Origin of the sequence: Aureivirga sp. CE67, assembly GCF_015767245.1 — a bacterium.
Taxonomy (GTDB): domain Bacteria; phylum Bacteroidota; class Bacteroidia; order Flavobacteriales; family Flavobacteriaceae; genus Aureivirga.
In genome coordinates, this window is record NZ_JADOTV010000003.1 from 116,004 (window position 1) to 130,174 (window position 14,171).

The 14,171-nt window shown below is 27.3% G+C and carries 12 protein-coding genes; 8 read left to right on the plus strand and 4 right to left on the minus strand.

The annotated features are described in order from the left end of the window. Positions 1-180 precede the first annotated feature (180 nt). From I0K12_RS06405 to I0K12_RS06415, 3 genes are read left to right on the plus strand one after another with little or no spacing between them, the layout of a single operon-like run. Positions 181-792: a trimeric intracellular cation channel family protein gene (locus tag I0K12_RS06405; RefSeq protein WP_196886316.1), complete on the plus strand. Its 612-nt coding sequence runs from the start codon at positions 181-183 to the stop codon at positions 790-792. Position 793: 1 nt separating this feature from the next. Beyond that, positions 794-1,423, plus strand: coding sequence for an NUDIX hydrolase (locus I0K12_RS06410; RefSeq protein WP_196886318.1), 630 nt, complete (start codon positions 794-796; stop codon positions 1,421-1,423). A 51-nt stretch (positions 1,424-1,474) separates the two neighbouring features. Further along, the gene (locus I0K12_RS06415; RefSeq protein WP_196886319.1) at positions 1,475-2,290 is read left to right on the plus strand and encodes a lysophospholipid acyltransferase family protein; all 816 of its coding nucleotides are present in this window, start codon (positions 1,475-1,477) and stop codon (positions 2,288-2,290) included. 51 nt (positions 2,291-2,341) lie between these two features. On the opposite strand, the gene I0K12_RS06420 is transcribed toward I0K12_RS06415, so the two are convergent. Continuing rightward, on the minus strand, positions 2,342-4,054 hold the full coding sequence (locus I0K12_RS06420; RefSeq protein ID WP_231372714.1) for a heavy metal translocating P-type ATPase: 1,713 nt from the start codon (positions 4,052-4,054) through the stop codon (positions 2,342-2,344). A 740-nt stretch (positions 4,055-4,794) separates the two neighbouring features. Here I0K12_RS06420 and I0K12_RS06425 point away from each other — a divergent pair. Together I0K12_RS06425 and I0K12_RS06430 are read left to right on the plus strand one after the other, a co-directional pair. Then, on the plus strand, positions 4,795-5,220 hold the full coding sequence (locus tag I0K12_RS06425) for a heme-binding domain-containing protein (RefSeq protein WP_196886323.1): 426 nt from the start codon (positions 4,795-4,797) through the stop codon (positions 5,218-5,220). 5 nt (positions 5,221-5,225) lie between these two features. After that, positions 5,226-5,927 carry a toxin-antitoxin system YwqK family antitoxin gene (locus I0K12_RS06430; protein WP_196886325.1) on the plus strand — a complete coding sequence of 234 codons (702 nt, stop codon included), beginning with the start codon at positions 5,226-5,228 and terminating at the stop codon, positions 5,925-5,927. 57 nt (positions 5,928-5,984) lie between these two features. On the opposite strand, the gene I0K12_RS06435 is transcribed toward I0K12_RS06430, so the two are convergent. Next, complete coding sequence (locus tag I0K12_RS06435; protein WP_196886327.1) at positions 5,985-8,312, minus strand: ATP-dependent helicase; 2,328 nt, start codon at positions 8,310-8,312, stop codon at positions 5,985-5,987. 126 nt (positions 8,313-8,438) lie between these two features. Between I0K12_RS06435 and I0K12_RS06440 the strand changes: the two genes are divergently transcribed. Continuing rightward, positions 8,439-8,930 carry a hypothetical protein gene (locus I0K12_RS06440; RefSeq protein ID WP_196886329.1) on the plus strand — a complete coding sequence of 164 codons (492 nt, stop codon included), beginning with the start codon at positions 8,439-8,441 and terminating at the stop codon, positions 8,928-8,930. A gap of 88 nt (positions 8,931-9,018) precedes the next feature. Continuing rightward, on the plus strand, positions 9,019-9,690 hold the full coding sequence (locus tag I0K12_RS06445) for a hypothetical protein (protein ID WP_196886331.1): 672 nt from the start codon (positions 9,019-9,021) through the stop codon (positions 9,688-9,690). A gap of 64 nt (positions 9,691-9,754) precedes the next feature. On the opposite strand, the gene I0K12_RS06450 is transcribed toward I0K12_RS06445, so the two are convergent. Continuing rightward, positions 9,755-11,464 (minus strand): flavin monoamine oxidase family protein, encoded by a 1,710-nt coding sequence (locus tag I0K12_RS06450; RefSeq protein ID WP_196886333.1) that lies wholly within the window; start codon positions 11,462-11,464, stop codon positions 9,755-9,757. A 432-nt stretch (positions 11,465-11,896) separates the two neighbouring features. Here I0K12_RS06450 and I0K12_RS06455 point away from each other — a divergent pair, with 432 nt between their 5' ends. After that, on the plus strand, positions 11,897-12,751 hold the full coding sequence (locus I0K12_RS06455) for a hypothetical protein (protein WP_196886335.1): 855 nt from the start codon (positions 11,897-11,899) through the stop codon (positions 12,749-12,751). On the opposite strand, the gene I0K12_RS06460 is transcribed toward I0K12_RS06455, so the two are convergent. Next, positions 12,748-14,139 (minus strand): exopolysaccharide biosynthesis polyprenyl glycosylphosphotransferase, encoded by a 1,392-nt coding sequence (locus I0K12_RS06460; protein ID WP_196886341.1) that lies wholly within the window; start codon positions 14,137-14,139, stop codon positions 12,748-12,750. The genes I0K12_RS06455 and I0K12_RS06460 overlap by 4 nt on opposite strands. Positions 14,140-14,171 lie beyond the last annotated feature (32 nt).

Consider the following 14,171-nt stretch of genomic DNA (forward strand, 5'->3'; position numbering starts at 1 on the left):
AATACTTTATTTAAAAATATAATTGGAATATTTCTTCTACATTATTGATTAATTGAACTTTTATGAAGCTCTTTTTTATTAAAAAAAATAAAAAAAAGTGGAATTTAAACTATATTCGCAGGCTTTTTAAACAAAAATGAAAAGTAAATTTTTATAGTTATATTCATAAAAAAATAGAAGATGGATTTTTTTGAAATATTAGAGATTTTAGGAACGTCAACTTTTGCTATCTCAGGTGCTTTGTTTGCCATTGAGAAAAGATTTGATCCTTTTGGAGTATTTATTATTGCTTTTGTTACTGCTTTAGGGGGTGGAACAATTCGAGATGTATTGATAGATAGAAATCCTATCGGATGGATACATAATGTGAATTATATTTATGTAGTTATTGTTTCTACTTTAATTGCTATCATTTTTAGAAAATCAATAGGAAAATTTAGTAGATCTCTTTTTTTATTTGATGCTATTGGATTGGGAATGTTCACAATTATTGGTGTTAAACTTGGGTTTGATGCTAAATTAGCTCCGATTATTTGTATTGCACTCGGAACAATGTCTGCTTCTTTTGGAGGAATCGTAAGAGATCTTTTATGCAATGAAACTCCAATTATACTAAGAAAAGAAATTTATGCAACTGCAAGTATTATTGGAGGAACTGTATATTTTCTTCTAAAAACTTACGAAAATCCATATATCATAAATTATTTAGTTACAATATCTATTGTAATCCTTATAAGAGTAATTTCTGTAAAATATCATTTATCTTTACCTACTTTTTATAAAAAAAGATAAAATGACTTTCAAACATTTTTTAGAAATACAACCAAAATTAGAAAAGGCTAATCTTTCACCAGAAGAGCCTTTTTTAGAAATGATGCCAGCGAATAGAAAAAATATTGATTACTCAAACATCGATTTTTCTCAAGCTAGAAAAGCAGCTGTAATGTGTATTTTTTATCCTAACAAAAACAAAGAAGCTTGTATTCTTTTAACTTTAAGAGCTTCTTATAATGGTACGCATTCTAATCAAATCAGCTTTCCTGGAGGAAAAAAAGATCCTTCAGATTTAAATAGCAAAGAAACTGCGCTCAGAGAAACTTTTGAAGAAATTGGGATTGAAGATGTACATGTATTCAAGAAAATGTCTAAAGTTTACATCCCTCCTAGCAATTTTTATGTTAGTCCATATATAGGATTTGTGAATCATGAATTAAAAATTGTAAAAAATCATGAAGTTGAGCAAATAATTGAGCTTCCTGTAGAGAAATTACTAGACAACTCTTATTTTACAGAAGAAAAAATCAATACAAAAAATAATCTAAAAATGAGTGTACCTTGTTTTAAATTAGATGAATACATAATTTGGGGTGCTACAGCAATGATGTTAAATGAAATCAAATATCTTATAAAATTACATAAATAGATATTTCTTTTGTAAATTTGCAGTCTAAAAACGTAAAAGAACCAAAAATAAATGACTATTTTTAAAAGAAATCCTTTTGGTCATGTTTTATTTATAAAGAAAGTATTAATCCGTGTTTTAGGAATTATTTCTCATAGAAGATATCACGGTTTTAACAAGTTACACATTGAAGGGTCGGAAATAATTAGAGATTTACCACCTAATAAAGTTTTATTCATTGCAAACCATCAAACTTATTTTGCTGATGTAGCTGCAATGCTTCATGTATTTAATGCTTCTTTAAAAGGACGTGTAGATTCATTGAAAAACGTTGGATACATTTGGCATCCAAAATTAAATATATATTATGTTGCTGCAAAAGAAACGATGAAAGCTGGTCTATTACCAAAGATTTTTGCTTACACAGGATCCGTTTCAATTGATAGAACATGGAGAAGTGCTGGACAAAATGTGAAAAGACAAGTAAAAATGTCTGATATTTCAAACATTAAAAAAGCACTTGATGATGGATGGGTAATTACTTTCCCGCAAGGAACAACAAAACCATTTAACCCAATTCGTAGAGGTACTGCACATATCATTAAAACACATAAGCCAATCGTAATTCCTATTGTGATTGACGGATTTAGAAGATCTTTTGATAAAAAAGGTTTATTAATCAAGAAAAAAGGTGTTTTACAATCAATGGTTATTAAAGAACCATTAGAGATTGATTACGAAAATGAAAGTATTGATGATATTGTTACAAAAATTGAATACGCAATTGAGCAACATCCATCTTTCTTAAAAGTAATTCCTGTAAAAGAATTAGAAGCTTATAAAAAGCAAGAACAAGAATTAAATAAGAAAAGAAATTTCTGGAATTAATAATTCCAACAAAATATTCAAAAACCACCAAATTAATATTTGATGGTTTTTTTATTTATATTCAAATCTTAATAATCTTAAAGCATTAAAAACTACTAAAACAGTAGATCCTTCATGGATGATTACTGTCCAACCTATCCCTGTGATTCCAAAAGCTGCAAGTGGAATAAGTGTAAGAATTACAAGTAAACTTATAATTAGATTTTGAATGATAATTCCTTTTGCTTTTTTGCTTAAAGAAAGTAAAAAAGGTAGTTTTTCAATTTTATCTGAAAGTAAAGCTACTTCAGCTGTTTCAAGAGCAATTTCTGACCCAGCAGCTCCCATTGCAACCCCAATATGACTTGCAGCCATTGCTGGAGCGTCATTTACACCATCGCCAATCATTGCTACAGTTTTCCTTTTTTTAATTAATTCATTTATTTCAAGTAGTTTTTCAGAAGGTAAAAGATTTCCTTTTACACTTTCTATAGAAATTTGTTTAGCAACTTCAGCTCCTACAATTTGAGAATCTCCCGTAAGCATTGTAATATATTTGATACCAAGTTTTCTTAGGTTTAAAATTGTTTCTTTTGACTTATCTCTTGGTAAATCTTTAAAAGCAATCAAACCAATACATTCATTATCGTATTTTAAGAAGGAAACTGTTTTCCCTTCAGAATTAAGTTCAAATATTAATTCTTTTAATGCCTGAGTTTTATTTTCTAAAATATTCTCTTTTCCAAAAATAATTTCTTTTTCATCCCAAATAGCTTTTAAACCAATACCTTTTAATTGTTCAGGATTTTTAAAATCATAAATAGCAGGTTCTATTTTTTGTTTTGAAACTTCATTAAAAATCGCTTTACCTAAAGGATGTTTACTTATTTTTTCTAATTGATTGGCTAAAAATAAAACTTCTAATTCTTCAAAACCATTAAAAGCATAAACATCTGTTACTTTCGGTTTTCCATAAGTCAGAGTTCCGGTTTTATCAAATGCAATTGAATTTACTTTAGCTAGAATTTCAATTGCTCTACCTCCTTTAATTAAAACTTTATTTTGTGCTGCACGAGCAATAGCGCTAAGAACTGCACTTGGAGTAGAAATAGCCAAAGCACAAGGACTAGAAGCGATTAAAACAGAAATTGCTCTATAAATACTATCTTTTGGAGTTTCGTTAGTAATTAAAAAAGCGAAACATAAAAGAACAACAAAAATTAAAATAATTGGAACAAAATACTTCTCTACTTTTTTAGAAAATATTTGGGCTTTCGATTTTTTAGCATTTGCTTCTTTTACCAAATAAATCATTTTTTGAAGAACAGTGTCTTTATATTCTTTTAAAACTTTAATTTCTAAAACTTGATCTTCATTAATAGTTCCACCAAAAACCTTATAAGTTGAATCTAAAGCGTCAAAAGGTTTATTTTCATGAATATTTGGGTAAGCTTTTTTAGGAACAGGAATACTTTCTCCGGTAATAGCAGCCTGATTCACCATACTTTCCCCAGAGATGACCACACCATCAATAGGAATTTTATCATCAGGATTTACAATAATTACATCTTCAATTTTTAATTTATTTACCTCAATTTCCTTCGTACCATTATTAGTTTTTAATAAAGCTTTTTTGGGAAGCAAATCTCCAAGCTTAGAAATAGTGTGTTTTGCTTTATGAATGGCATAATGTTCTAAAGCATGACCTAAACTAAATAACAACAGTAAAAAACCACCTTCTAACCAATCTCCAAGAAAAGCAGCTCCGATTGCTGCAACAATCATTAGAAAATCAATTTCAAACTTTCCTTTAATGATTTTGATAAATGATTCTTTCAAAATAAAAAAAGAACCAAAAAAATACGTGAGGATATTTAAATATAATGTTTGCTTAAAATGAAAATTTTCGCCTAAAAAAGCTAATAATAAAAAAAGGGTTGTTAAATAAACAAATAAGATTTCTATGTTATTTGTAAGTATGTATTTTTTTCTTTTTTGAAGAGTTTTCATCTTAAAAAGGTTTGTTTATTCTAAAAATACAACCATTATATGGCATTTAAAAAGTATTATGAGCTTTTATGGTATGTTTTCAATGTTTTACTAAAGTTAATATTATGTTAAAATGAAATTTATAAAAGTTTACTGTTTTTTCTGAAAACTCTAATTTTTAATAATTTAACTTATTTAACTCTTCTGTTAAATATGAATTGTTTTAACTATATGTTTACACAGAATATACTTTATAACGTTTTATGTAATTTATATAATAAAATTCCTTATATTTGCTTCAGAGTAATTTTTTAAAGTGACAATTTATAGAATCCTACAATTTTATAATATTGAACAATAACTTTATTATTTTAGATGTAAGTTTTTTAAAAAGACTGTCTCAATTTGAGATGGTCTTTTTTTGTTTTAAAAATAAAATTGATGTATTATTTACATAATTTTAATATTAAAAAGCTTATTATTTAATAAGGGAATCTCAAATCTTTTATATATTTGACGCTTTCAAAATTTAAACAATGAAAAAAGTATTTTTAATTGTAGTAGTAGTTTTAATAGGTATTCAATTGATTAGGCCTAGTAAAAATGTTTCAGAAGAAGTTTCTGCTAATAAATTGGAAAATATACCTCCTAGAATAGAAAGTATTCTTAAAACATCTTGTTATGATTGTCACTCGAACAATACTGTTTATCCTTGGTATAATAATATTGCACCTGTTTCTTGGGTAATCGCAAATCATGTAAATGAAGGGAAGGAACATTTGAACTTTGATGAATGGAAAAAATATAATGAACATCAGAGAGAGCATGCTATTCATGAACTTAAAGAAGTAATTGAGGAAAACAAAATGCCAATGTCAAGTTATACTATTTTACATAAAAATGCCGTTTTAAAAGACAAGGATAAAAAAGATTTGTTGGAATGGATAAATACATTAAAATAAAAAATATGAAGAACAATACAATTATTACACTTATAACAGCTTGCTTTATTTCTGTAGTTTCATTTGCTCAATCTGTAAATCAATTTGACAAAAATGGAAAAAGACATGGAAAATGGAAAAAGTTTTATAGTAATAATCAAGTGAGGTATGAAGGTCAATTTAATCATGGAAAAGAAGTAGGTGTTTTTTTATTTTATGATGAAAAATCAGATGGAAAACCTTCTATCATGAAAAAATTTGAAGAAAACTCATCTATTTCTGAAGTAATGTTTTTCTTCCCTTCTGGTAAAAGAAAGAGTGAAGGAAAAATGGATTATAAAAATAGAATAGGAACTTGGACTTATTATTTTTCAGATGGGTTGAAAGTTCTTTCTACAGAAAATTATAAAGATGGTTTATTAGATGGAATTTCTATTACTTATGATCGAACTGGAGTAATCATTGATGAAACAAGTTTTTCAAAAGGAAAGAAAGAAGGTCTACAAAAAAAATATACGGATAAGAAAAAACTTGTAGAAGTTATTACTTATAAAAATGGAAAGAGAAATGGAGAAGCTTCTTTTTATGATAATAATGGTAATTTAATTAAACGAGGAAATTATCTAGATGATAAAAAAGTTGGGAAGTGGACTCGATATAAAAATGGAAAAATTATCGGTACGGATTATCCAAATAAAAAAAAGGAAAAACCTCAACCAAAAAAATAAAATAAAAAACTGCTTCATTTTGAAGCAGTTTTTTTATGTATTATATTTAAAATAACATTAGCTAATCACTTTCAATTTTGCAAACTTCAATAAAAGCTTCTTCACTCCTATCGGAAATTTAATTTCTGCTTTTTTATCTCCTCCTGCTCCTTCAATATTAAGTACAGTTCCTGTTCCAAATCTTTCATGAGAAACAACATTTCCTACTGCTAAATTCATCTGAGTAGTTCCTCCATTTGCAGAAGCTCCTGCTGAAGAAATCTTCTTTAAGTTCTTTGGTGGTGTAAATCTTTGTGAAGGCGTTACATTCACCGTATTAGGTTTTGTTTTTGTCTGAGGTTTTTTAAAACGAACTGTTTTAGCTGTTGTATTATCATCAAACAATCCTGAATCTAAAAATGGATTTGCTCTTGGATTAACTGGTGGAGCTAATTGTTCTAAATATTGTTCATCAATTTCTTCGATAAATCTACTTGGCTCAGCATCTACTAATTTTCCCCAACGGAATCTAGATTGCGCATAAGATAAATAAGCTTGTTTTTCTGCTCTGGTTAAAGCAACATAAAACAATCTTCTTTCCTCTTCTAATTCGCTTCTAGTATTCATACTCATTGCAGATGGGAAAAGATTTTCTTCAAGCCCTACAATAAACACATGCGGAAACTCTAAACCTTTTGCTAAGTGAATTGTTAATAAAGAAACTTTAGGTTCCTCATCTTCTTTATCTGAATCCAAATCTGAAGCTAAAGCAACATCTTCCAAAAAGAATGAAAGGGAAGCATCTTCTCCTTTTTCCTCTTGTGTATCTATAAAATCTTTTAATCCATTAAGTAACTCTTGAATATTTTCTACTCTTGCAACATCTTCTGGAGTACCTTCGCTTTCGATATCTTTAATGATTCTTGTTTGCTTAATTACATGCTCAGCAATATCAAATGCATTTTTAGATTTTGCTTCCACCTGAAAACTTTGAATCATTGTCGCAAAATTCGTAAGCTTCGTTTTGGTTCCACTATTTATTTTAAGATCAACCTTATCTAAATTTAAAAGAATATCAAAAATTGATTTTTTATAATGATTTGCAGCAACTGTTAATTTATCCATCGTAGTTTGACCTATTCCACGAGCTGGATAATTTATAATTCTTTTTAAAGCTTCTTCATCATTAGGATTGATCAAAACTCTTAAATAACCTAAAACATCTTTGATTTCTTTTCTTTGATAAAAAGACAATCCTCCATAAATTTTATAAGGAATATTTTTCTTTCTTAAAGAATCTTCAATCGCACGAGACTGTGCGTTTGTTCTATATAAAACAGCAAAATCATTATTTGATAATTGCTCTCTCATTTTAGTTTCAAAAATCTTTTCGGCTACAAATCTTCCTTCTTCATTTTCAGAATGCGTTCGCATTACTTTCACCAAATTCCCTTTATCATTTGCTGTCCAAATTGTTTTATCTAGCTTCGTTTGATTTTTATCAATTACGCTATTTGCAGCTTCAACAATCGTTGATGAAGAACGATAGTTTTGTTCCAATTTATAAATCTTCACATCATCATATGCTTTTTGGAAATTCAAAATATTCTGAATATTCGCTCCACGGAAAGCATAGATACTTTGCGAATCATCTCCTACTACACAAATATTTCTAAATCTATCAGCCAAAGCTCTTACGATTAAGTACTGCGAATGATTCGTATCCTGATACTCATCTACCAAAATATATCTAAATCTATCTTGATACTTTGCCAAAACTTGCGGAAATCTTGTTAGAAGTTCGTTTGTTCTTAACAATAAATCATCAAAATCCATTGCTCCAGACTTAAAACATCTTTCTACATATTGATGATAAATTTCTCCAAGTTTTGGTCTTTTTGCCATCATGTCTGCTTCTTGTAAATCTGAATTTCCAAAATATGCTCTAACAGTAATCAAGCTATTTTTTAATTGTGAAATTCTTCCTAAAACTTGTTTTGGCTTATATTTATCTTTATCCAAATTCATTTCTTTGATGATTGAAGTAATCAAACGAACTGAATCTTGTGTATCATAAATTGTAAAACTTGATGGATATCCTAAATGATCTGCTTCGGATCTTAAAATTCTAGCAAATACAGAGTGAAAAGTTCCCATCCACAAATTTTTTGCTTCAGAACCTACAACTTTCGAAATTCTCTCTTTCATTTCTTTCGCTGCCTTATTTGTAAAGGTCAGAGAAAGAATATTAAAAGCATCTACTCCATTTTGCATTAAATTGGCGATTCTATAAGTCAAAACTCTAGTCTTACCAGATCCGGCTCCTGCTATGATTATCATCGGACCATCTTTGTGTAAAACTGCTTCTTTTTGTGCTGGATTTAAATTTTCTAAATAATTTGACACGTTGTATTTTTTTAGTTTTAGAATAGTCATATTTCAACTTTTCTTTGCTGAAATATCAAACCTCAAAATTACTTTTTTAATTTGAAAAACATCAAACAATTTCTAAATTTGTTCAAAAATTGACTTATGAAAAATAGCTATAAAATTATTATTTTCTTTCTCTTAGGAATATTCAGTATTTTAAATGCAATGGAAGTTCTTAGCCTGAGGTTTCATTTTGTATTTTTAGGATTAAAAATTTTCTGGGTATGCTGGGTATTTTATATTATTTATAAATTAAAAATAAATGATTTTATTAAAGCCTGTTTTACTTTAATTTTTATGATTGCTTCTTTTTTTATTTTAAACATTCATAATTATTTTAAGTTCTTCCCAACATTCGGAGACTATACTTTTGGAGCTGCCTTTTATCAAAATTGCGAAGCATCCTATAACTCTCAAGATAGAATTGAAGTTTATTATAAGGATTATGGTCTAAATGATTCTTCAACCAAATTTGTTTCTGTAAAAAGCTATTTTTACTTTTTTGAAACTAGAGAAGAAATCTATCGAATCTCTCCTCCAGATTCCCCTTGTCAAACTTGGATTGATGAGGATTATTATAAAGTATTTCCTTAAAAGTATATATTTAAAAAATTATACTAAAAATCTTATTAAATTGTTTATATATTTGCTTTTTAAAATGCTATAATATAACAATCAAAAAATGAAAAATTCTTTTTATTATTTATTAATCTTAAGTGTATTTATAAATAGTTGTAGTTCATCTGATACAAACAAAAAAAATGAAATAACAATTAATTCTAGTAAAACTTCAATTGATTCACATCCAAATAAAAATGCATTGAAAAAAGCTTTCAAAGAATGGGAAAGTATTATGATCAATAATTCATATCATGATTACGTAACCAATAAAGATTGTGAAAATTTACCAAAAATGAATGTTTTATATGACAATGGAAAGTATCCGATGCATTCTAGAAATCAATATGTAATGGAGCTTAAGGATTCTAATGTTTTAAAAGATTATATTTTAAGTTATGATCTTAAGAACTGTGTTGCAGGCTCAGGAGTTTCAGATGACTTTATATTTATTCGTATTTCAGGAGTAGATTCGCCTGAGATTTTAGAAGATTTAACTAATGATTTTAAAGAAAAATATTCCGATTTTGTAGAAAGTAATCTAGGTTATGAGTTTCAAAAAAATTCTAGTTCAAATTTTATAAATACAAGTGGAGTAGAATTTTTAAATTTTGAAAATGATGAAATATTTGGTAATATAAATATTCCTGTTTCAAATGCTAAAAAAGAAAAGAGAGGGAGTTTTATTTACAATCTAAAAACACATAAATTTCTAGGAAATACTAGAGATAATTAAGAAACTAAATAAAAAGTATCAGTATTTTATTTTAATACTGATACTTTTATAAATATTCTTTTCCTTAATAAGAATTCAATGATTTGATAGTAATTGGAACATCAACATCATCAGGAACTTCTTTAGGTTTCATATCATTTATTAGCATCACTACATGTTCGGCTGACATCATTGCTCCTTCTTGCCAACCAGGAATTGTAGAAACTTGATCACCCGTAATATAAAATCTTCTATCAGGCATTAATAATCTTCTATACGCATCGGAATGTGTCGCATCAATAACGTCATGATGATTCCATAATGGCCACGAACCTTCAATATATGGAACATTTTGCCATGCAATAGAAACAGATTTCTCTATAGGAACAATGTTTCTGTCTAATATTTCTGGATGAAATTTCCCTATACTTTCTTTACTTATTCGACATCTTTCATTTGGAGATAAGTCTCCTAAAGTATCTGTATCTCCAGTATATGCACCTACTAAAACTCCTTTTTGAGAATAAAAATCATGGGAAGGATACCAGATTTGACGAATAGGATCTGTTGTCCAACTAATACCTCCAAAAATATGATTCTTTGGAGACTCCCAAAACCTTTCGTTACACTGCCATCCAACTTTTGTTGCTTTACTGAATACTATAGAATCTAGGGACTTCTGAAAAGTTTTCTCAAAATTATTATCTATATTCTTTAAAATTGGGGCAGGAATACAGGAAATACAATAATCTGCATCTGCCATATATTCTTCTCCTCCTTGATCATAATAAACTTTTACACCATCAGATTTTACTTTAATTTTTTTCACAGGAGCATTATAAAAAATATCATCCTGAAGCACATTTGTAAAACCATCTATTATTTTATCCATTCCTCCTACTGGTTGTAATAAGGTTGGTTGCCAATTTGTATAATAATGCGCATAAAAGGAATCTTCCCAAAATCCAGAATTTAAAAGATCATCTAAAGGTATTTTATCGGGTGCATTACATAAATTATAAATATTCGGTGTTGCATTTCCTTCCTCATCATCTCCGCAATGAATACTTTTTGAACCTTTATATTCGTATTTACCATCTTTATTTTTGGTAAGATTACCATATACTTCTAATAAAGATTGCAATTTTTTATTTTGATCTGGACTTAATTGTGCAAAATTTGAATTTTCAGCAAGGCAATTTGCTAAAATTTCTGAGATATAACCGTTAACATCAAATTTAATATGATTATGTGAAAATCCTTTTTTAGGTGAATTTTCATCAGAATAAAAAATATTATTAGAACATTTAAATATATATGGTTCAAGATCAATATTAAATTCTTTACAATAATGTAAAACTCTTTTATGCATGTGGGAAATTCGTCCTGGCCCTAAATTTATATATAAATCTTTTCCTTCTGGCATTTGATCAAAAGTACATTGTTGAATTAATTCTCCATTAGGAAGTTTTTCTTTAATAACAGTTCCTCTTCTTGCAGTAAAATTTCTACCTCCTGCTCTGTTAGATGCTTCTAAAATAACAACATCATAACCTCCTTGTTTAAGCATATATGCAGCTGTTAAACCTGAAATACCTGCTCCTAAAATAGCAACTCTTTTTCCTTTTCCTTTATCTGAGGGGATTTCTGGAGGTTTTGCCCAAGTATCATTTGTTTGAAAAAAACCCATCAAACTCATTACTTCTAACATTGCTAAACTTCCACCAGCTTTTCCAATTCTATTCAAAAACTTCCTTCTTGACCAATTTCCAAACTTCTCTTTTTGATTTCCCATTTGTAAGCACTTTAATAATAAACAATATAAAATAATACTCTGAGAGAATATTTCTTTTGAAATTACTAATTTTCAACAACTTATCTTTATAAAAAAAAACTAATATTTCTTGATTCGTGAAAAAAAATTAAATATTTAATTGATTAACAAGTAATGAATAATTGTTTTTAGCGTCTTTTTCAATATTAATTGAATTATGAAACAAACAAAATTTTAAATTATTTACAATTAAACCATGTTTAAACTTAATAATTACCTCTATACAACCAAAGAAATAATTCATTTAATAAATTAAACAACAACTAATTACAATATCAATAATATTATTTTAACAGATTTTAACATTAAAATTGAAATAAAAAATGATTAATTTTGTTAACAAAATATAAAAACTAAGAATACAATCATATATTTAAAAACAAACTTCAAAATATGAGAAAAAATTATGCTTTATTACTAATATTTTTCACAACAATCTGTTTTAGTCAAAACAAAAATGAAATAAAAAATATATTAGAATCAGAAATTGCAAAATGCAGCTCAATGTTTGAGACTAAAAGCGATATGACAGCTTATAATTTAGATCTTAAAAACAATTTTATTCATACGGATGGAAGCTGGCCAAATTGCGGATGTAATTGTGATGTAACTGCTAAAGTTTTCACGAATTCAGAAAATAAACATTTTGTAATAAAAAAAGAAAGATGGTCTTGCGAGAATTCTTATTCTACTAATTTAAAAGAATTACTTCCAGAAAATTTTGATATTAATATTTTCAGTAAAAAAGTATCTAAGCTTAAAAACACATTTTATTTAAATGTTGAAATTCCAGTGGAAGGAAATGAGATTGTTGCGCAATTAAGTCTTATTCCTTTTGGTACAAATTACAATACTGATGAAGAAATAACTTTTCATTATGAAGAAAATGAAAAAAGTACAATTCTAGAAGAAATTCAAACTCTCGTAAATATTTTTGATGATGTAAACACTCTTGATTATATCCAAACTGAGAATTTTGATTTAATTTCAAGCTCTGATATGAATCTTATCAATCATTTTACTTCAAAGAATGAAAACACAATTTGTTCAAGGAAAATGTTGAGTGAATATGTAAATGATTTAAAAGAAATTTATGATGTATATTCTAATTTAGAAAATAATAAAATAGTTCTTAGTTGGAATAGAAAAACATCAAAATTCAATATTATCGATGAAATGAATACGATCAAAAAACAAGATTTTAATACTTTTATCAAGGAACTTAAGTTTTGGATTCCAAAATGTTAATTTCCTCTCATAAAAACTACTGTACTAATTGTTTTAATTATTATTTTAAAATCCATTAAAATAGATCTTTCACGAATATAATACAGGTCATATCTCAGTTTTATTTTCTGTTGTTCATATGTACTAGCATAAGGAAATAAAACTTGAGACCATCCTGTTAAACCAGGTTTGATCATATGTCTTAAAGCATAGAATGGTAAATCTTTCTCTAATTCATCAACAAATTGCGGTCTTTCTGGTCTTGGACCTATTAAACTCATATCTCCAATCAAAACATTATAAAACTGAGGTATTTCATCTAATCTAGTTTTTCTCAGTATTTTCCCAAATTTTGTAATCCTAGTATCATTTTTACTTGCCCAAACAGCTCCATCTTTTTCTGCATTGGTTACCATTGATCTTAATTTCAATATTCTGAATGGTTTTCCTTTTTTACCAATTCTTTCTTGATAATAAAACAAACTTCCTCTATTTGTAAAAAAATTGATAATTGTAACAAAAGGAATAATACAAGCTAAAAAACTTAATCCTAGAATACCTGCAAAAACATCTATTGTTCTTACAAATGCTTCATACAAACCATCTTTTTTTGTTTCATTATAACTAATGTAGTTATAAAATGTAGAGTCAAACCTTTCCATTGGGATTTTTAAAGATAGCTTTTCATAAAAACTTTCAAAACTTGTTACTCTAACTCCTGATAATAATACTTTTGCAAGTTGAGGGTCGATTATTTTTTCAAAACTTTCATTATCATAATTAGAAACAATAACTTCAGAAATATTTAATTCTTGTATTAATTCTTGTATATTTTTCTTTCTAAAATCAAACCATTTAATATCTGATTGATTCTTTGATTTTTCAAAAGAAAATTGTCCTAAAATAATACTATCTACTCCATCAACCTCGATAAGTTTTGACGTTTTTAAATTTGATTTAGTACTTCCTATCAATAGAATTCTTCTTTGAAACCTAGGAGAAACGATTAAGAATCTATAAGAAAACCTCCAAATCAATAAAGCTGATAATACACTAAAGAATAAATAAATTATCTGAATTCTATTTTCGGGTAAAGAAGGTGAAAGTATTGGTGTTAAAATATAAAAACTAGTAGTAAATATAGATGTCAATAAAACACCTCTTGTCACCAAGTAATTATCATTTTGAGCCTTTAAGTTATACATTTCAAAAACTTCAGAAAAAAATAAAAGGTAAATAACGAATGTAGCTATCCAATAATAAAAATTTTCATTTATAATATTGAAATATTTATAATCAAAAAGTTCTGATTCTATCAAAAATATTTGAAATAGAATCACAAATAAGACATCAAATAGTCTTAAAAAGAATCTTCTTTCTGAAATAGAAAAATGTAAATTAGATAACATATGTGGGATTAGGGGTTTAATTTTAGGATCTC